Below are 19,243 nucleotides of genomic sequence, written 5' to 3' on the forward strand. Positions count from 1 at the left end.
GCTTTATCTGGTCAATCCAGTGTGTTTTTGTAGATCACACCGTCCTTCATGATCAGGCGGATTGTTTCCGGGCTGTCCGGCCTCGGGTCCGCACCGAACCACTGATCGCCTGTTCCAACGACAGAGAAGTCTTCGAGGGGGTTGCCGTCTATCAGCAGGATGTCGGCATAGGCGCCTTCTTCGATCACACCCAGTTTGCCTTCCGGATAGGGGTTCATGAAATCACCGCTAAGTGCCGCGATCTCGCCACCTACCGAAGTTAGGGTTACCATCGACGCATAGGGGCCGAAGAAATGGTTATTCAGATGTTTCTCGTAGGCGATCTGGATGTTGCACGCTTCGACCGAGCCGACGCAATCGGTTTGGAAACCGCGCGGCGCCGGGCATTCCTTCATACTTGGAATGTAGGCTTCGAAGGTCGCCGAGGCCGATTTGGCCTTCCTCAAACTGTTGGGGTTGTTTTTCACGGAAGGAACATCAAGTAGGCCTGGATCAAATGCTGTGATGTTCGTCGTGATGTACGCTCCTTTTTCTTTCATCAAAGCAGAAATCTCGCAGTCAAAGTGAAATCCGTGTTCAATGGTTCTGACCCCTGCATTCAGGGCATTGATGATCGCTTCTTTGCGGTAGGAATGTGCCATGACATAGGTGCCGTACTCGTTGGCAACCTGAACAGCGGCCTCGATCTCTTCTTTCGAACCGGCGAGCAACTGCCATGGATCGAATGCCGAAATCACCCCACCTGATTGCATGAACTTCAATTGCGTGGCACCCATGCGCAGGTTGTTGCGGCCATACATGTAAATTTCGTCAACACCGTTGACCTGTTGGGCCATATTCAGAGTCCCAAAGTTGGTCACCCCACCCGGCGGAGATGTGAAGGATGCGAAATCGGCGTGACCACCACGTGTTCCGAGAAATGCCCCGGAAGGATAAAAGCGGGGGCCGACGATCTGGCCGGCGTCAATTGCGCGCCGCAGCCCGCCGCCAGCGCCCCCGGCATCGCGAACGGTCGTGAAGCCCTGCATCAGGTACATTTCGGCCATCCGGGTCCCGTGGATGGCGAAATCCTCCCAGGTCGAGTTGGTTTCCATCTCGGCAATCGATGGCCCCATGAGCATCAGGTGCGCGTGATTCTCTATAAAGCCCGGTGTCAGAGTGCGCCCACCGCCGTCGATAACCGTCGCGCTCGGCGCATCAATGGCATCGGTTGAGACGGACTTGATCAGATTGCCCTCGACCAGAACACTGGCATTTTCAATGCGTTGCTCATTCACACCGTCGAAGACATGCACGTTGGTAAACAGCGTTTGGGGTTCTTCTTGATCCTGAGCCTGCGCGGTCGCCGAAAAAGAAAGAACTGCCGCGACAATTGCCGTCGAGCAAAGAGACATTCGTAAGCCGGACATAAGTACTCCCTTCATATTCATGTTTTGCCAACTATAGTCTGGAATTCATTGGCTCGGTTGCCCCTTTTGAATTAGGATATACGAATGTGACTGCAAAAATGGCCACTTCTTAAAGCTAATCCAACAAGGGTTATGAGCTTGCCTTTCAACTCCACCTCCCGAGAGCATAGCGAGGGCTTTGTTCGCCTCTCTTTAGCCGCTCCCTTTCTGCAATATCTCACCGAACGTAAGATCAATCCGCAACCAGCATTGGATCAGGTCGGCTTGAAAGCTGAACTGATGACTAACCCATCCGTGTTCGTTCACTCCGAGTTGGTTTACGGCTTGGGAAATGCTTTCTCAGAAGTATCAGGGGATCGATACCTAGGACTGAATGTAGGGGAAGCGTTTGACCTACAAGGATGGCCGCCCTTCGCTCAAGCCTTGCAATCTACAAAAACGCTGTTCGAGTTTTTTACCCGCTTTGTTGAGCTCGTGCCGCAGGAGTCCAATTCTGTGCGGCACAGCCTTGTCATTGAAGCAGACAAAGCGACTTATCGTATCGAGAGGCAACAGGAACCAACCGTCCCACCCATTCAGGTGACCGGTTTTGGTGCCGCAATCTATGTACGCCTATTGCAGACCGTCGTCGGAGAGTCCTGGGACTCTTCCCGTGTGCGATGGGAAAGCAGATACATCAATGGGCTGCCTATCGACTACAAAGGGATCGAGGTTGGCCTTGGGACTGATCCCGGAATGCAAATTAGTTTTCCTGTGGAATGGTTGTTTTTGCACCACGTCTCTGAGGGTTCTGCCAAGCCCATAGCATCACTTCGACAAGATGAAGAAGTAACCGTGGTGGCAGCTTTGCGATCTGTCTTACGCGACAAACTGGATGAAACCGATTTGGGACCAGAGATGGTGGCTGGAATGCTGGGAATACAACCGGAACGGTTTCTGAAAGCGCTTCAAAAACAAGGCACAACGCTACCGCGCGAAATCAAACGGCTGCGTATCGATGTCGCCAAGGAGCACCTCAAACAAAACCAGATGACAATTGCAGAGATCGGACTGATGCTCGGCTATTCTGACAAGTCCCATTTCACTCGCTTTTTCCGAGGTCAGACCGGAATGACACCGACCAAGTTCCGAAGCAAGTAAATGTGGTCGAGCCAAATGAACGCTTCGAAGATTAGGTCCTCGTGGGATCAGTTCGGAGAAGTTGTAGTGCGACGTTGAACAGGTTAGTCGACGACATGAATGGTTGGTTGCCACCGCCGATACAACCTCTGCAACTGGCCGTTTCGTTGTGTATTTCGGAGTTAGCAAAGCTTGGTTGCGAAGGTCCGCTTCGGGCTGCGTGCGGCCAATCATGCTAACAGCAGACAACGATGGCACCGAGCCCAATTCAGTCGTTTACAGCAGACAACATGATTTCCTGAACGTCGCGCATGTCCTAGTCAATGGCTTGGTGCAAAACTGAAAAGCGTGATTGTGAATGCCTGCTTCAGGCTGGGACCAGCCAATCATGCTTGCTGCGGAGAACGGCAACACTGAGCCCAATGCAGACATAGTGTTCGGGCGCAGCATTGGTCGCAAAAGGCGGTTTGCGCAGCCTTGCTATAGGTGGAAGTAAAGGTGGCTGAACGTAATTTTTAGGGTCTTAGCATTTAGGTATTCAACGGGGGCATTGGGCGCGTAAACGATTTTTCTGTCTATTGGTTGAAACCGGCTGCGTAGCCCAAATGTACTTTGATACTTCCCCGAAACATCAAGAGGCATCGGCCTTTAGTTTGATACAACTAGGATGGGCAGGCCAGAGATCATATTTTCAAGGGGATGATTTGACTTGCTCCCAAAGCGGCTGGAACTGTTCAGACCCTGGCCAATCAATTGTACGACTTCCGGTGATCCTGCGAATTTCGAATGGCTGCCAGATTTGGAGTCATCAATATTGCTCAGGTCGATCACAGTCACTCCAAGCTCGGCAAGTTCGGCTGAGTCGGACGCTCCCACCCTGCTAATCCCACCCGAAATCCTGCGAGAAAACCCAAGGGCGTTATCATCCTTGGATGTCAGGACAAACAATTTGGTGCGGTCTCCGTCTATCATGCCCAATTGAGACCGGAACACATCAATATCTATGTCCGGAGATGCCATCATGACGGATTTGAGGCGACCCGTGGAGTTGAACTTGCCCGCCCGTTCGGCAAAGACGATTGCTTCCATTAACAACATCGAGCCCATCGAGTGTGCGAATATGTCAGCGCCATTTGCCTTGGTTCTGACAAGTATGTCTGCGGCCTTCAGGAACTGCGGACGCGCGGCAAGAGCGCTGTTCAGATCATACACGTACTTGACCGGTTGTGCTGCAGACGCCCAGGAGAACAAGACAGGCACGCCTTTAAAGTCCGTGTCTTCTACAAACTGGGCCAGCCTAAGGATCGAATCGCTGATAGTGTTGTTGTAGCCATGCACAAAGAACAGAATGTCGCGATCACCGGGTGGCAACTTGGCGAGCGCTCCATTCAGGGACCTGATGAATGCATCGTCGGTTTGATAGACTGTCGGTTCGATGACCGCAAATTCAGTTCTTGGGTCCGGCGGCATCCTCTTGGAACGCTCTAACTCTCCTGAAACATGATTAGGTGGTATCGATACTACAACCGATGCTAATCCCAGTTCTGGAGCTCTTTGGCCAGAGTAGAATGCTCCAACAACCTCTGTCGCTTGCCTTGTGGTGGTGATGAAAATCTTTTGCCGCGTTGCCTCCGTGACAGAAACGGCAGGGATCTTGGAGTTGTCGATACCAACCAGTTCTGGGGAACGGGAACAAGACGTAAGCGCACCAGTTATCAAAAGAACAGTGAGAAAACCTCGAAACCAATCCACAACGACACCAAAATGATTCATAAACATAATCTTCCCAAATTCTAGTTATCACGGGCAAACAAGGCTTCACGAGCTGACACCCTATGTATAGCCCAATAGAAGCTTGAAGCTATTGATCTCGATCACAGCACTCAAATCCAATGAATCGATATTTGTTATTAAGTCCTTTTGTCGCTATTTTCAGGGATTTCGATACACGGTTGCCAACGCAAAATATTGGTCATCTAAGGCTCAAAAGTGTAAATTCACCGCGACCGGCAAAAAGGTCGGGTTCGGGCCAGAAGCCGCCGTCGGGCCAACCAGAACGAAGGTCTGGAAAGTCCGCAGAGCGGTCGTTCGCGCTGGTCGCGGCGAATGACCGCTTCGAGCCCAAAGCGGCCGGTTTTGGAGACGCCCCAATTTCTTGGAGCGTCCATGTTCGCCATAAGACATTTGCTCGTCTAGCCTAAACTTCCAAGACTACTCCACGAGTTCCAAATCACCGGGCCGCCAGCTTTTGTCGAACCATGGTTCAAGCGGCCCGTAAAGGCGCATCATAACATTGAAGCTTCGACCGGGAACTGTTTGCGCCCAGTTGTTTTCCCAACCTTCCGGCGCTTCCGGTCCAAAATAGATGCTGAAGCTACCATCGTCGTTCGGCTTTATTCCGGGCCGGTTGGAGTCGATCCCTCCGGATTGTTGGTCTGTTTCCAAGATCGAACGAGTCTGCCCACTATAGAGCATGAATGACGCAAAGTTCTTGGCAGGGACCGGCGCGGGAAGCGTTACCTTATAGGTCTTTGAACCATCCAGATACTCCCCATCTTTGTCGCGGGCCGTCATTGCATACACCGACCCGGTGCCAACCGGCGGCGCAGTCATTGCAGGTGTGATACCTGTCGCCATGTAAAAGAAGTATGTCCGATCATCCAGAATACGCGCGCCATCCTCAAGGAACAGATAGCTCTGGCGTTGGAACGGCGAGTTCCATTGACGATCTTCATAGAAGTACACCCCCGGATCCCGTGAGGCATATGTGATCGCACGCGCTGTCGCGTTTGCGATGGCTGCTGCTTCTTTGAAGATTCCCTTCATTCTGGCGTCCGGTTCGAACGGTTCGCCTTTTTTGATGCCAATGGAAGCAAATGTCCCAACAATTTCTGGATCAAAAGCGCCGACCGGATTGTTATCCAAGGCTACATGAATCTCCTCGAAGAAGTCTTCGTTGTTGGCATGGACTGTGTTGTGCTGAACGCCGGAGATATTGATGAAGTTCTCCGATGGCGGATTGTCGGCTGCGCTGAGCGGATAGATGTTCAGCCCTGCCTTGATCTCTGCAACTGGTCCTGTTGTGTCACCATCTGCCCCGGGGGAGCGACGCAGCAGCAACCAGTGTTCATTTGTTCTTGTACGAAGTTCAAAATATCCTTCTGGCACTGCAGTTTCATCGTCGTGATGCATCAACAGGTATTTCCCGCCTTCGCCTTTGTCTGCACCAAGCGCGCCAATGTCTGCGACGTAGTCGAACCCTGCGTCGTCCAACAGGCCCAACATGCCAGCGGGCACCTCTATGACCATAGGACCTTCGGAGATATCAACGTTGGAACCAACGTAAATAGTCGTTGTATTAGGCGTCAGCCAGATTGATCTGGCATCCAGAAGATTTTCTGCAATGACGACATCATTGGGTTGTGCGCCTACATCTTCATAGCCTTGAAACATTCCACGCAGAGACGCGATTTTCATGCCATCAAGAAAAGCAGTCGTTGCGCGCATCAAGTCCAGATTGTCGAAGACTTTCTCAACCGTATCTGGTGAAGGCATGCCATCGAAAAACTCAAGTGTGCCAAGTGTCTCTGTTTTCACTCTGTCCGGTGTCAAAACGTTTTGCGGTACGATTGCGGCGAACTCTCTGTCTGATTGTGGAGGCAATGCAACTTGTTCGTTTGCGCCCTCGTTTTGTTGAATCATATCTTCGTTCAGCAAAACGAACTCCACGCGCCGGTTCAGCGCGCGTCCTTCCTCGGACAAGTTCGAGGCAACAGGCGCGATTGGACCTGCTCCCATGGCGACCAGACGTTCCGCCGCGACGTTGTAGGGTTCGCCCATCAGTGCATTGCGTACGGCCGCAGCACGGCGCTCAGCGAGGTCAATGTTGTATGCAAAGTCACCCACCGAGTCCGTATGGCCCACGATCGCCAGTCGCATTTCAGGCAGCGTCGCCATCGCGCTGGCAACTTTGAACAACACCTCGGGTGACGTGCCGGTTAGCGCGTCACTGTCGGTCTCAAAAAAACCGCCGCTCATTGAGACGCGACCATCTTCGCGCAGAGCGGACACAACCGCTTCATCTGTCAGTTCACCGACCGCTCGTGCTCTTTCTTGGCCAAATTGTTGCGCCTTAAGCGGTCCCGTGTTGACTGCGAGTGCAATCGCAATCGCTGTCATACAAGTCTTAATGTTTCTCATTTTGAAACTCCCATTTTCATTGCCTTTATGCGCTTGTCGCGACTTGGCACTTTGGTGTTTGTTGTGGAGAGACGGTGTCCCGAGGCATACACCGCCTCTCCAATTACTGACCAATTGGTTTGTGCCAATACCGGTCAGTGTCCGAATTCAATTGCGAAAAGTTTCAGCTACTCGACCTTCTTGAGATCTCCGAGCATCCAGCCGCTTTCCAGCCAGCCCTCTTCAGGGCCGTAGAGGCGGAACAGGAGGAAGTAGGGCTCGGTGGTTGGGATCCAGTTGCTTTCCATGCCCTCTGGCGCTTCAGGCCCGAAGTAGATGTCGTAAGAACCATCTTCGTTTGCTTGCATCGTGTCGGTGTCGCGCTCGGAAAGTCCCACAGGATCGACGTCGCGGATGAAACTCTTGGTCTCCATCGAATAGACAATGACTGACCAGAAATCCTCGGCGGGTGTGTCCGCTGGCACGTTCAGCTTGTAAGTCTGATTGTGGTCATACATCTCGCCTTCGCTGTCGCGCAGACCAGTTAGGTAGAACGTCCCGCCGCCAAGTTGTTTCGGCAAATAGGTAATCCAGAAGTAGCTGCCGCCGGCACGGGCATCGACAAGCACTTCGGTTTCAGTTTCGTAAGGAAACCCAAGCTCGGCCTGACCCTCTGCAAAGTCCCAGATAAGCCATTGGCTTTTCATGTCGCCGTTTTCGTCCACCCATAGCGGCAACATCGCTTTGCCTGGCGTCACAAAATAATGCTGCATGGATGCATAAGCCAGCAACAGACCTTCCTCCATTGCCTTCACCTGAAGTTCGGTTGGCTCGAACGGCTTACCCTTCTCAATCCCGAGATCCTTCAGAAAGTTCACCATGACTTTGTCTTGAGGACGGATTGGGTTGTTCTGGACATAGTCGTTTAGGTCCTGAAAGAAGGTTTCGTTGTAGTACGGCAGGGAGTCGTAGGGAACCTCAGAGGCTTCATGATAGGTGTTCGGTGGTGGGTTGTCGGCTTCTGACAGGTAGTAGACTTTTATCGTCTGTGCGTATTCAGCCGCGTCCGCATCAGTCGCGCCGTTGGTCAGCTTTGGGCGGAATGAAAACCCGTATTCGTAAGTGTCTGTCTCGAACGGCAAGTATCCCGCGTCAGTCAGTTCCTCGATTGACATGTCGCCATCATAGTCGGGTGGCAGCATGAGATATTTACCACCTTCTCCTTCGTCGAACCCGTCCGGACCAACATCGGCAATCGGGACATCCCAGGCGTTTACAATCGTACCGAAGTAATTGACCTTGTCTGTTGCTGCCGGAACTTCGATCACCAAAGGCCCGGGCTCAGATGTCATGGACGCCCATGCGTAAGCTGTTACATCATTGGCCGTCAGAAACCCGTGTTTGGAGTCGAACGGTTTGTTGAGATACACAATGTCGTTGTAATCCCCGCCCAGATCTCGGCGAATACCTTTCAGGAAGTCGATCATGCCTGCAGCAGGCATGCCCCAAATCGCGGTTTGCGTCGCGCGCTGCACCATTATTTTGTATTCGATGTCTTCAACCTGCGCCGAGCGCGCGAGAATGTCGCCCGTGTCGTTAAATTCCTGCGCCTCGACCTGAGCAGCGGCGCCGCCGACGCAAATGGCCGCAACTAAACACTTGGTCGATAAGTCTGTGAACAATGTGCCCATCTGTTTCATTCGTGACTACTCCCTTGAGGTTTTCGCGAGACTTGCACATCCGAAACGCAGATGCGTATCATTTCACGACAGGCGCATTTCCGGAGAACTCAATGGCACTGCCACCGATGATTTCAGCGAAGGCGCTTGGTGCGATGCCGCAGTTTGTCCATGAGGTCGCTGGAGAAAAAAGATTAGCGAAGGCCATGGATGTCGCTGACCTTCCACATCACTTTATCGAAGAACGGTCGGGATACATTTCCGAGCATTCGCTGGCGACATTCGTCGAGGAGGCGGTTCGATTGGCGGGCCATCAAAACATTGGCTTGCTTTGGTCTCCTTACCTAACGGTCGCAGACTACGGGCTTTGGGGAGAGTATGTCCTGTCCGCGCCTACGTTGGGTAACGCGCTACGTCGCGCAACATCGGTTATGCCTTTGCACTCATCAGTTGATCGTGCATGGCTGGAAGCCTCTGGCCGACGTTCGCGCTATTGCTACAAATTCGGAATGCCGGAGCACCCCGCTTACGCCGATATAGCTTTTTCCGCGATCGGCGTTTTCCTAAGTATTTTTCGCGAGTACCTAGGTAAGGAATGGACGCCTACGGCAGTTCTCTTGGATTTTGCAAAAGTACCGAACTCGGTCGAAGTCGAAGACACATATGGGTGTCCCATAGTTTGGAACGCACCAAGGTTGGGTGTGGAATTCGAAAGCTCATTGCTTTTGGTCGAGAACAGAAGGCAATATCGCGTTCGCGGTTTTGTGACGGTTGACGATGTTGCGAGGGAACGCGTCGGCGGACCACCTGAAACAATGGCTGGTCGGGTTGCCGCAATAGCCCGACAGCAACTCCACCACAAAGAAATCTCGGTTGATGCAACCGCTCGCGCACTCGGGCTTGGTGTTCGCGCTCTTCAAAGGAAGCTCGAGGAAGAAGGCGCGCAATTCCGTCGCATAGTAACCGATGTTCGCGTAAGCCGGGCGAAAGAGTTACTTTCATTGCAGTCTGGCACCATCGCCGATATTGCTACTGCGCTTGGATACGAGACAGCCAACAACTTCAGCCGTGCATTTAAGGCCGCCACTGGTGTCTCGCCATCTGAGCACCGAATTCTTGGGCGCGATAGGTTCTAAACCTTCTGAAACCGCTCCAGTACCACCGACCGCTTCGTCCGCAACTCGGTCATAGCCGCATTTTTCGCCAATGTCTGCTCTGGGTCAAAGCTGCCGTTGAGACCGGTATCAGATCGTGAAGGCAGCAGTTGAGGCCGAGGGTTACCAGCGCAAACGTGCTGATGACTTTTGGGTCAACCACAATATCATTCAAGACATCCCAGAGCTAATTTGCACTTCTTCAGTCGCAATTTGCGATTTGTCGGACAAGAATCCGAACGTGTTTTATGAGGCTGGTATTGCCCACACGTTGGGCAAAGAGGTTATTCTAATTACGCAATCCATGAACGATGTCCCGTTTGACCTTCGCTCACTGAGGTGCATCACCTACCTGAACAACCAAGAGGGATTCGACAAACTTGCATCTGATTTGTTGGCCAGACTCCATTTTTTTGGCCTGATACACAAATCCATGGTGGCGACTCGGTGGCGATTCACACGCACAAAACACTAGATTTCTCAGACGCCCAAGGGCAATCACTTGAAATATTTAAGAAAAGTGGCGGACCGAGGAGGATTCGAACCCCCGACCCCTTGATTCGTAGTCAAGTACTCTATCCAGCTGAGCTATCGGTCCGCGTTGGTGAGGCGGTATTTAGACCCAGGTCCGGGGACGTGCAAGTCGATTCTCAAAAAAAACTTCAAAAAGTCCGATCGCCGCGTGGCAGGCTTATTTCAAAGGTGGTTCCGTCAGGACCTGTGTGCTTCAGCACCAAATCACCGCCATGTCCGCGCACCAGTTCCTGCGATATCGCCAGGCCCAGACCCGAACCTCCTTTGCGCACGCCGCCCTGAAACGGGGTAAACAGGTTTTCCTGCGCTTTCGGGGGCAGGCCCGGACCGTTGTCGCGGATTTCAACGCACCAGCTGTCGTCGTCTTCACGGCCTTCTATCGTGATCTTCCCGGGCTTGCCCGAGGCGACAAGCGCCTGACGCGCATTGCGGACAAGATTCATCATGACCCGGAACATCTGCTCGGGGTCGGCGCGGGCGATCAGGTCTTGCGGCAGGTTGTTGACAATTTCCACGCAAGAATCGGCAACCGCCAGCCTTTCACTGGCCACAACATCTTCACCGACATCGCGCAACCGGACCATGGTCAATGTGGGTGCTGGTTCCTCGGCGCGGCCAAATGCCAGCGTGCTTTCACATAAGGACACCGCGCGGGTGATCGAATTCACCAGCTTGGGGGCCAGACGCCGAACCACCGGATCATCACTGGCTTCGATACGGTCCGTGAACAATTGTGCCGAGGTCAGGATGTTGCGCAAATCGTGACTGACCTTGGCCACGGCCCCACCCAACTGAGCCAAGCGTTCACGCTGTTTCAGGGCCTGCGTCAGTTCCTTCTGCAACATTTGCAGGGCCTCCTCGGCTTCCCTGAGTTCCGTCACCCGGGAATCCGGCGAGATGATACCGCGCGCATCCTCAGGTGCGCTGGCATAGCGCTGCATGTATCCGACCACGCTTTTGATCGGGCGCACCAGAACGACACGCACCGCAAGAAACAGGAAAAAAGCGGTGATGATAGAGATCACGAAGGACAGCCCCAGAATTCGCAGGCCGTAGTCCGTCATCGCCATGCGCAGCGGCGCGCTGTCGATCGTCACTTCGATCAGCAGCCCGGCACCCTTGACCGGCTCGCCTATCACTCGGATGACTTCGTTTTCCGGAGCGAACAGCCGGGCCATCGCGTCCCGGATCAGAACCCAAGGGCTCGCGTCGCGCAGATCGTAGGTCTTGGTGATCGGCTCGGGGATCGGTGAGGACAGCATCAGCTGACGCACTTCGTCACGCCGCAACACCACATTGTAGACGCCCGCATTGGCCAGAAGCTCGGCCTCGAGATCTTCGGCCAGCATGTCATCAGCCAGCAACGCCAGCGAGGCGATCTGCGCCCGTTCAAGCCGGTTCAGCAGGAAATCTTCGCGGAACCGCGCAATCGATGGGACAAAGATCAGCACCTCGGCCAACATCACGAAGACCGTCGTCAGGATCAGAAATCGGCCCGACAGCGAGTTCAATATGCGCTCCTTTCCCGGTCAGGGGATCCAGCGCTGGACGAACCTGACCACTCGTTTAACTGCCTGATTCTCAAACAGCCTTGGCGAGAAATAAGCGCCCGCCGCGCGTTTGTTAAGCTCTCCGATCGTCGGATAGGGGGACACCATCGCGGCGACCTGACCCATCTTCAGATTATTGGCCAGGGCCAGCGACCACAAGTTGATCAGTTCGCCCGCCTGATGACCCACGATTGTAACGCCCACGGGCCGGCCTTTTACGACCATGACCTTAATGAAGCCTTTCGTTTTCCGCTGGGAAATCGCCCTGTCATTGTGATGATAGTCAAAACGGGCGACCTCGACCTTGTCACCATGGTGTGCATGCGCCTGCGCTTCGGTCAGGCCAACCTGCGCCAGTTCCGGATCAGTATAGGTGGCCCACGGGATATGCGCCGTCTTCGCCTTGGACGGCGGGCCGAACAGCGCCGAGCGGATGACAATCCCTGCGTGATACCCGGCTACATGGGTGAATTGCAGCCCACCGGCGACGTCACCGATGGCATAGACCTTGCGGTTGGTAGTCCGCAACGCCTCGTTAACCTTGACCCCGGTAGGGGACAGTTCGATCCCGGCGGCTTCAAGGTTCAGGCGGTCTGTGTTTGCCTTGCGCCCCGCCGCCAGCAACAGATGCGAGCCCGAGAAGACGTCACCATTCTCGGTCACTACCTCAATCGTACCAGCGTTGCCCCTGATCTGCGCGACCAATGCCATTTCGTGAATCACCACGCCTTCCGCGCGCAAAGTCTCCAAAACAACCGCGGCCGCTTCGGGGTCATCCTTGCCCAGTGCTGTCATCCCTTCGATCACAGTGACTTTGCATCCCAGCCGAATATGGGCCTGCGCCATTTCCATGCCGATGGGCCCGCCGCCGATGATCAGAAGGTGATCGGGCTTGTCGCGCAGGTCAAAGATGGTCTCGTTGGTGAAATACGGCACCTGATCCAACCCGGGGATCGGCGGCACCAAAGGGGACGAACCCGTCGCGATCACCACACGCCGCGCAGTGATCAGGTGACCACCCGCCTGCACATGGGTCGGAGAAACAAAGCTGCCATATTCTCGGATAACTTTGACGCCAAAACCCTCGAACCGCTCCTGGCTGTCCATCGGTTCGATCTGGGCGATTACGTCCCGCACGTGGTCCTTGACCGCCGCATAATCCACCTGCGGAACCACGTCCGCCACGCCCAGCGCCGAGGCATGGGCCTGCGCATGGGCTGCGTTGGCGCTGGCGATCAGGGCTTTGGACGGAACACATCCGAAGTTCAGGCAATCGCCGCCCATCTTGTGACCTTCCAGCAGGATGACGTTTGCCCCCATCTGGCTGGCCCCTGCGGCCACGGACAACCCCCCTGACCCGGCTCCGATCACCAGGATATCGGCTTTCAGATCTTGCATGAATCAGGCGTCCTTTCGGCCTCGAACGGATTTGATGACAATCGGCAAAGCGGCCAGCACACACAAGCCGATGATGGGACCTATGACAAAGGGTTCCCACAGCAGCGAAACGTCAGGCGTCTCGCCCCGGTCGAACACACCGCCCAGCCCCACGCCGATCCAGGTGTACACAATCCCTCCGGGGATAATGCCCAGCGCCGTGGTGATCAGAAAATTGCGGAACTTCACGCCGACCAGAGCGGGCACAAGGTTGGCCACGAAAAACGGCACGACGGGTACAAGGCGCAGCAGAAACAGCACCGGAATTTCATTCTCGCGCAAACTGTCCTTGAGCTTTTTGATGCTGCCCTCCGAAGATTCGAGGCGAGCCGTCAGGGCTTCGCCCAACCCCCAGCGCGCGGCCAGAAAGATCACCGATGCACCGACCGTGGCCGCAAATACGTTGAAGACGGTTCCGGCGATCAGTCCGAACAGGAACCCGCCGGTCATCGAGGCCACCGCCGCACCCGGCAACGAAAATGCCACGATGACAATATAAATCGTCACGAAAGCACCGGCCATTGCCCAGTAATTGGCATCACGCCACGCCAAAAGCGCCTCGCGGTTGTCGCGCAGAGTTTCGAATGTCAGATAGTCGCCCAGCGTGAAAAACCCCACCGCTGCAACGGTAAGAATCACCAGCAACGGCATATGTCGCGCAAGCCCTCTGCGCGGGGCCTGAGTTGCATCACTCATGTGGCTGTCCGGTTTCGTGTGTTTCATTCTGCAAACAACATGCGCCGCATGGCGCCTCGGCAACAGGGGCCTCACGCTGCCTTGATGTTTTTGTCCGGGAATGTGAGGGTTTGGCGCCGCTGACCCGTCTTTTTGAAACCTTTTCACGGGCTGGGTTACAGAATTGTTGCAAAAGCCGCTAAAACCCCCACCTTGGGGTTTGACTTACCCCCCGCTACCCAGTAGAGGACGGGCTTCGAACACCACGGGCAGGCGAATCCGCGCCGCACCCGACCGCATAGATTGGAGACGGAGCGATGAAACGCACCTATCAGCCTTCGAACCTGGTTCGCAAACGCCGCCACGGTTTCCGCGCGCGCATGGCCACCAAGGCCGGCCGCAAGATCCTGAACGCGCGCCGCGCTCGTGGCCGCAAGTCGCTGAGCGCGTAAACCGCTCGACCTGTCAGGTTATGAACATGACGCCGCCGGAGGCCCCTCGTGGATGGTAAGAACCAGCCCGGGGAAACGCCCCCGGCGGCGTCCGTTTGCGCGCCTGAAACTCTGACCGTTCTCACGAAACGATCCGATTTTCTGAAAGCCGCCCGCGCGCGCAGACAGGGCACATCCTCGATGATGGTGCAGGGCCGCAAACGCGCGCCTCACGAGGCGACCGGAATTCGCGTCGGGTTTACCTGTTCAAAGAAGGTCGGCAATGCCGTTGCCCGCAATCGCGCCAAGCGGCGTTTGCGCGAGGCCGCCCGCGCTGTGCTGCCCGTCAGTGGGCTTGATGGGTGGGACTATGTACTGGTCGGTCGCGCCGAAGTGACCGCCGCGCGCCCGTTTGACGCCCTTCTGGATGACCTCCGTTATGCGCTGCGCAAAATCCACGGTGCGCGGAAATGACCCTGTTCTCTCATGTCCTTGCCCTGCCTGTCAGGGCTTATCGGCTGGTTTTCAGCCCCTGGGTCGGGTTCAACTGCCGCTATCAGCCCACGTGTTCGGCCTATGCGCTTGAAGCATTGGAAAAACACGGTGCGTTCAAGGGCGCGTGGCTGGCCGCCCGACGGATCGGCCGATGCCACCCTTGGGGCGGTGACGGCTACGACCCCGTGCCGGAAAGCCCTGACGAGCAGAGCAGAACGTTATGACCCCCGGTCAGACTTGACCCGGTTGAACCTGCGCTCAACATTCGGATCAGTCCAACCCGAGGTTCTGATGCCACCAGACGCGCGCCGCACTCTGCCCACGCACACCGTCCACAACCAACCGCAAGTTCGTGGTGACATTGACCTGTGGGCCTGCGACCCGGTGCTTCGAGACACGGTGAACGTGTCCGGCGCGCGCGTAGCGCCTTTGGCGGCTTTGGGCGAAACACTTGGACGCGCCGAGACACGAGAGCTGGGGCGCGAAGCCAACCGACAGCCGCCCGAACTCCGGGTATTCGATCAGGGCGGGCGGCGTCTGGACGAGGTGCGGTTTCACCCCGCCTATCACCAGATGATGCAGATCAGCCAGTCCGCCGGTTACGCCGCAATTGCCTGGGACGGTCAGCCTGGTGGGCACGCCACCCACGCAGCCATGGTCTACTTGGCGGGACAGGTCGAGCCGGGGCATTGTTGCCCGATGACCATGACCTATGCGGCAATCCCGGCGCTTGAGGTCAATCAGCAGATCGCCTCGGTCTGGCGCCCAAAACTCATGGCGCACAGCTATGATACGTCGACGCGTCCGATCGACCAAAAAGCCAGCGCCACGTTGGGTATGGCGATGACTGAGAAACAGGGTGGCTCGGACGTACGCGCCAATACCACCATTGCCACCCGCGACGGCAATCATTGGCGTCTGCACGGTCACAAGTGGTTCTGCTCGGCCCCGATGTCGGACGGCTTCCTGACGCTGGCGCAGACACCGGGTGGGCTGACCTGTTTTCTTGTTCCCCGCTGGTTGGAGGGCGAGCGCAACGCGATCCATCTGATGCGTCTGAAGGATAAGCTGGGCAACAGATCCAACGCCTCTGCCGAAATCGAATACCATGACGCGCTGGCCTATCAGCTGGGCGACGAAGGCGCTGGCGTTCAGACTATCATCGAAATGGTGCACCACACCCGGCTGGACACTGCCATGGCTCCGGCCGGGCTGATGCGTGCCGCCCTGTCCGAGGCACATCATTGGGTCAGCCACCGAACCGCGTTTCAGCGCCGTCTGATCGACCAGCCCCTGATGCGCGCCGTGCTGGCCGACTTGGCACTGGATTGGGAGAGCGCTCTGACGTTGGGGATGCGGGTTGCGAAGGCATTCGATGGCAGGTCGCCCGAAGACAGGTCCTTTGCCCGCATCAGCGTCGCACTGGCCAAATTCCTGAACAACAAGCGCTGTCCGGTTGTCGTGGTCGAGGCGATGGAGGTGCTGGGCGGCATGGGCTATGTCGAGGATACCCCCCTGCCCCTGCTCTATCGGGAAGCCCCGCTAAACAGCATTTGGGAGGGGTCAGGCAACGTGATCTGCCTCGACATTCTGCGCACCCTGATCCGAGAACCGCTGGCTGCCGAGGTACTGCAGGCCGAGTTGGACGCCGCAAGAGGTGCAGACCGGGGCTATGACGCAGCGTTGAAAGCCCATCGCGACCGTTGGCCCGACCTGCCACCCGAGGCAGAGGCACGGTGGTTTGCCGAGCGTACAGCACTGTTGTTGGCGGCGGCGCAGTTGGTGCGACATGCCCCTGGCGCGGTTGCCGACGGGTTTATTGCCACGCGCCTGTCAGGTGAAAGCGGTCGCATCCCGGGATCGGTCACAGGATTGGACACCGACGCCCTGCTGGCGCGTCTGGGCTGACCCGCCCACTTGCCCGGTTGCCACAACTGCTGTAGGGGCAGCCAATGTTTGACGAAGCTGACGATATCCACCCGCTTTTTGCTGGTGCGCCCTCGACCACCGAGTTCAAAAAGCTGCGCAAGCGCATCGTGCGCCAGACCCGTGAGGCCATTGAGCATTACGGGATGGTGGACCCGTCCGCCCATGACAAGGATGGCAAACCGCCCCGCTGGCTGATTTGCCTGTCAGGCGGCAAGGACAGCTATACCCTTCTTGCGGTTCTCCACGAGTTGAAATGGCGCGGACTGCTGCCGGTCGACCTTCTGGCCTGCAATCTGGATCAGGGTCAGCCGGGTTTTCCCGCCACTGTTCTACCCGAGTTTCTCGAACGAATGGGTGTTCCGCACCGCATCGAATATCAGGACACCTATTCCGTCGTGATGGACAAGGTTCCGCAGGGCCGCACCTATTGCGCACTGTGTTCACGCCTGCGCCGCGGCAACCTGTATCGCATCGCCCGGGAAGAGGGCTGCTCGGCCGTGGTACTGGGGCATCACCGTGACGACATCCTCGAAACCTTCTTCATGAACCTCTTCCACGGCGGGCGTCTGGCCACCATGCCGCCTAAACTTGTGAATGAAGAGGGCGACCTGTTCGTTTTCCGCCCCCTCGCCCATGTGGCCGAGGCCGATTGCGCGAAATTCGCAACCGCCATGAACTATCCCATCATCCCCTGTGACCTCTGCGGCAGTCAGGACGGCTTGCAGCGCCAACAGGTGAAACAGATTCTCGATCAGTGGGAAAAGAACAGCCCCGGCCGGCGTCAGGTGATGTTCCGAGCCCTGACAAACGCGCGACCCTCGCATCTGCTGGACCCGAAATTGTTCGATTTCGCGAATCTTTCGCTTGTTCCGGGTCAAAAAAGCGAAAAATCGGACGAAATTCCGCGTCTGCGTTAACGACTGACTCAGTTTGGTTTCCTACGGTTGGGCTTGCGCGCTGAGTCCAAGCTGAAGGCCGTTAGAACCAATGCGGAACCGATTGATCTTTAAACGAGTTCTCAACACGATTGTCGCTGGCCTGAGCGGCCCTTCCGCACTGGCCTTCATACCGGCACTCAGCCTTGCAGCCTTCTGGATCGGCGGAGAGCAAGTGCTGTTGATCGTCGCATTGGGCTTGCCCCTGATCCTTGCCGGAGCAAGCGCCGCAAATATCTGGCCTGCGATTGGGAATTCACTTCGCGACAACTCTGGCGGGATGATGCCGGATCAGGTGTTTCGTACCAGGTTGGGGCTCCTTCTGGATGGGGCGAGGAAAAATATGGAAAGCTCGGCCTGTTTCGTGATTTCACTGGATGACTATGCGTCGCTGCTAGACCTGCACGGGCAGGCGGCGGCTGCCCATATCGCCGAACTGGCTTGCAGCCGGACCTTGTCCACGATCCGGGCCTAGGACATCGTGACCCGAGACGGCAGAGACAAAATCGCTTTGGGTCTTGGGGCATCTCAGCATCTTGACCTGGAATCCTGCATTCAGATGTCCGGCCGCATCCAGACTGCAATCGAAGAACCGATCATGCTGAATGGTGCCGGGCTTTACGTCTCGTGCTCGATCGGGTTTTGCCTGATGCCTCATGACTTCGACGGCGACGCAACCGACGGGATCGAGGCGGCGAACGCCGCACTTGCCGAAGCACAAAGAAACGGCCCTTCGACCATTCGGGCCTATTCCACCGAAACGCGCCGCCGGTCCCGGATCCGCACAAACCTGCGCAAGGATTTCGAGGCAGCGTTGGACAATGGTGAAATTCGTCCCTGGTTTCAGCCTCAAATCTCGACGGACACAGGGCGCGTCACAGGTTTTGAGGCACTGGCCCGGTGGGAGCATCCGCAAAAAGGTGTGTTGGGCCCGCAGGTGTTTCTACCCTTCGCCCAGCAGGCGGAACTGCTGGAACGGCTGGGCCATACGATGCGCCACCATGCGTTCACTGCCATGCAGGCCAGGGACCGGGCCGGCGTTGTGATTCCGCGGATCGGTATCAATTTCTCGTCCGATGAACTCCGCGACCCGGGGCTCATGGATCGCCTGAAATGGGAACTGGACCAGTTTGATCTGACTCCGGACAGGCTTGCGGTCGAAATTCTGGAAACGGTGTTTGCCAAACGGCCCGATGACGTCATCACCCGCAATGTGACCGGAATGGCCGCGCTGGGGTGCTGTATCGATCTGGATGATTTCGGCACCGGTCATGCCTCGATCGCGTCCATCAAGCGCTTTGATGTTTCGCGGATCAAGATCGACCGGTCCTTTGTGACAAAATCCGATCGGGATCCCGGTCAGCAACAATTGGCCAGTGCCATCCTGACGATGGCGGAACGGCTGAACCTGGAAACACTGGCCGAAGGCGTGGAAACCCCGGGTGAGCATGCCCTGATGGCGCAGCTTGGCTGCAATCATGTGCAGGGGTTCGGAATTGGCAAACCGATGCCATTCGAGCAGACGCTCGACTGGATCGCTTCGCACCGCGCAAAAGTGAACAAGGTTCCCGGGATTGGACGGCAAACCGGATGAAATCCGGGATTTTGCAAGGCGCAATCCCTTCCGGTGGCAAATTGACGGGCGATTCCACTTGACCTTTGGGGCTGCACTCTGTTGAACACCTCCGGTGTGTTTCCCAGCTCAAGGTGGCTGTCC

At 56.2% G+C, this 19,243-nt stretch carries 15 protein-coding genes, 1 tRNA gene and 1 pseudogene; 9 read left to right on the top strand and 8 right to left on the bottom strand.

The features are described 5' to 3' along the window. Positions 1–11: 11 nt before the first annotated feature. A complete protein-coding gene (locus tag ACR0JW_RS17780; RefSeq protein WP_234900806.1) occupies positions 12–1,424 on the bottom strand; it encodes an amidohydrolase family protein in 1,413 nt (470 codons plus the stop codon). 117 nt (positions 1,425–1,541) lie between these two features. On the opposite strand from ACR0JW_RS17780, the gene ACR0JW_RS17785 reads away from it, so the two are divergent. Continuing rightward, the gene (locus tag ACR0JW_RS17785) at positions 1,542–2,549 is read left to right on the top strand and encodes an AraC family transcriptional regulator (RefSeq protein ID WP_170586711.1); all 1,008 of its coding nucleotides are present in this window, start codon (positions 1,542–1,544) and stop codon (positions 2,547–2,549) included. Between the two features lie 627 nt (positions 2,550–3,176). On the opposite strand, the gene ACR0JW_RS17790 is transcribed toward ACR0JW_RS17785, so the two are convergent. From ACR0JW_RS17790 to ACR0JW_RS17800, 3 genes are all read right to left on the bottom strand, one after another. Further along, positions 3,177–4,301, bottom strand: a complete 1,125-nt coding sequence (locus ACR0JW_RS17790) for an alpha/beta hydrolase (RefSeq protein WP_170499405.1) — start codon at positions 4,299–4,301, stop codon at positions 3,177–3,179. A gap of 438 nt (positions 4,302–4,739) precedes the next feature. Continuing rightward, entirely contained in the window at positions 4,740–6,842 is a 2,103-nt protein-coding gene (locus ACR0JW_RS17795; RefSeq protein ID WP_171121461.1) for a DUF1214 domain-containing protein, read from the bottom strand. Positions 6,843–6,895: 53 nt separating this feature from the next. Then, positions 6,896–8,407 (bottom strand): DUF1214 domain-containing protein, encoded by a 1,512-nt coding sequence (locus tag ACR0JW_RS17800; RefSeq protein ID WP_217354419.1) that lies wholly within the window; start codon positions 8,405–8,407, stop codon positions 6,896–6,898. 134 nt (positions 8,408–8,541) lie between these two features. On the opposite strand from ACR0JW_RS17800, the gene ACR0JW_RS17805 reads away from it, so the two are divergent. Next, positions 8,542–9,522, top strand: a complete 981-nt coding sequence (locus ACR0JW_RS17805; protein ID WP_480714262.1) for an AraC family transcriptional regulator — start codon at positions 8,542–8,544, stop codon at positions 9,520–9,522. 539 nt (positions 9,523–10,061) lie between these two features. Here the strand turns inward: ACR0JW_RS17805 and ACR0JW_RS17810 are convergent. The 4 genes from ACR0JW_RS17810 to ACR0JW_RS17825 all read right to left on the bottom strand — a co-directional run bounded on the left by ACR0JW_RS17810 (position 10,062) and on the right by ACR0JW_RS17825 (position 13,757). Then, positions 10,062–10,138, bottom strand: a tRNA-Arg gene (locus ACR0JW_RS17810). 64 nt (positions 10,139–10,202) lie between these two features. Next, on the bottom strand, positions 10,203–11,588 hold the full coding sequence (locus tag ACR0JW_RS17815; RefSeq protein WP_170678605.1) for a sensor histidine kinase: 1,386 nt from the start codon (positions 11,586–11,588) through the stop codon (positions 10,203–10,205). A 15-nt stretch (positions 11,589–11,603) separates the two neighbouring features. After that, positions 11,604–13,022, bottom strand: coding sequence for an FAD-dependent oxidoreductase (locus ACR0JW_RS17820; RefSeq protein WP_170825374.1), 1,419 nt, complete (start codon positions 13,020–13,022; stop codon positions 11,604–11,606). 3 nt (positions 13,023–13,025) lie between these two features. Beyond that, positions 13,026–13,757: a TVP38/TMEM64 family protein gene (locus ACR0JW_RS17825; protein WP_170678510.1), complete on the bottom strand. Its 732-nt coding sequence runs from the start codon at positions 13,755–13,757 to the stop codon at positions 13,026–13,028. Positions 13,758–14,053: 296 nt separating this feature from the next. Between ACR0JW_RS17825 and rpmH the strand changes: the two genes are divergently transcribed. The 7 genes and pseudogenes from rpmH to ACR0JW_RS17860 all read left to right on the top strand — a co-directional run bounded on the left by rpmH (position 14,054) and on the right by ACR0JW_RS17860 (position 19,120). Next, complete coding sequence (gene rpmH, locus ACR0JW_RS17830; RefSeq protein ID WP_005980833.1) at positions 14,054–14,188, top strand: 50S ribosomal protein L34; 135 nt, start codon at positions 14,054–14,056, stop codon at positions 14,186–14,188. Positions 14,189–14,214: 26 nt separating this feature from the next. Then, a pseudogene (rnpA, locus tag ACR0JW_RS17835) lies at positions 14,215–14,641 on the top strand (ribonuclease P protein component). Beyond that, positions 14,638–14,886, top strand: a complete 249-nt coding sequence (gene yidD / locus ACR0JW_RS17840) for a membrane protein insertion efficiency factor YidD (protein WP_170678514.1) — start codon at positions 14,638–14,640, stop codon at positions 14,884–14,886. The pseudogene rnpA and the gene yidD overlap by 4 nt, the downstream one beginning before the upstream one ends. A gap of 67 nt (positions 14,887–14,953) precedes the next feature. Next, complete coding sequence (locus tag ACR0JW_RS17845; RefSeq protein WP_170678516.1) at positions 14,954–16,570, top strand: acyl-CoA dehydrogenase family protein; 1,617 nt, start codon at positions 14,954–14,956, stop codon at positions 16,568–16,570. A 44-nt stretch (positions 16,571–16,614) separates the two neighbouring features. Then, a complete protein-coding gene (ttcA, locus tag ACR0JW_RS17850) occupies positions 16,615–17,508 on the top strand; it encodes a tRNA 2-thiocytidine(32) synthetase TtcA (RefSeq protein ID WP_170678518.1) in 894 nt (297 codons plus the stop codon). Between the two features lie 70 nt (positions 17,509–17,578). Further along, a complete protein-coding gene (locus ACR0JW_RS17855) occupies positions 17,579–18,001 on the top strand; it encodes a hypothetical protein (RefSeq protein ID WP_480714263.1) in 423 nt (140 codons plus the stop codon). A gap of 6 nt (positions 18,002–18,007) precedes the next feature. Further along, entirely contained in the window at positions 18,008–19,120 is a 1,113-nt protein-coding gene (locus ACR0JW_RS17860; protein WP_480714264.1) for an EAL domain-containing protein, read from the top strand. Positions 19,121–19,243: the final 123 nt, after the last annotated feature.

Source organism: Ruegeria sp. BG6 (genome assembly GCF_056538465.1).

Bases quoted from the DNA above. Each gene is read 5' to 3' on its own strand.
- ACR0JW_RS17785 (WP_170586711.1), top strand. From the start codon at position 1,542: ATGAGCTTGCCTTTCAACTCCACCTCCCGAGAGCATAGCGAGGGCTTT.
- yidD (WP_170678514.1), top strand. From the start codon at position 14,638: ATGACCCTGTTCTCTCATGTCCTTGCCCTGCCTGTCAGGGCTTATCGG.
- ACR0JW_RS17780 (WP_234900806.1), bottom strand. From the start codon at position 1,424: ATGAAGGGAGTACTTATGTCCGGCTTACGAATGTCTCTTTGCTCGACG.
- ACR0JW_RS17855 (WP_480714263.1), top strand. From the start codon at position 17,579: ATGCGGAACCGATTGATCTTTAAACGAGTTCTCAACACGATTGTCGCT.
- ACR0JW_RS17825 (WP_170678510.1), bottom strand. From the start codon at position 13,757: ATGAGTGATGCAACTCAGGCCCCGCGCAGAGGGCTTGCGCGACATATG.
- ACR0JW_RS17805 (WP_480714262.1), top strand. From the start codon at position 8,542: ATGCCGCAGTTTGTCCATGAGGTCGCTGGAGAAAAAAGATTAGCGAAG.
- ACR0JW_RS17820 (WP_170825374.1), bottom strand. From the start codon at position 13,022: ATGCAAGATCTGAAAGCCGATATCCTGGTGATCGGAGCCGGGTCAGGG.
- ACR0JW_RS17800 (WP_217354419.1), bottom strand. From the start codon at position 8,407: ATGAAACAGATGGGCACATTGTTCACAGACTTATCGACCAAGTGTTTA.
- ttcA (WP_170678518.1), top strand. From the start codon at position 16,615: ATGTTTGACGAAGCTGACGATATCCACCCGCTTTTTGCTGGTGCGCCC.
- rpmH (WP_005980833.1), top strand. From the start codon at position 14,054: ATGAAACGCACCTATCAGCCTTCGAACCTGGTTCGCAAACGCCGCCAC.
- ACR0JW_RS17790 (WP_170499405.1), bottom strand. From the start codon at position 4,301: ATGAATCATTTTGGTGTCGTTGTGGATTGGTTTCGAGGTTTTCTCACT.
- ACR0JW_RS17845 (WP_170678516.1), top strand. From the start codon at position 14,954: ATGCCACCAGACGCGCGCCGCACTCTGCCCACGCACACCGTCCACAAC.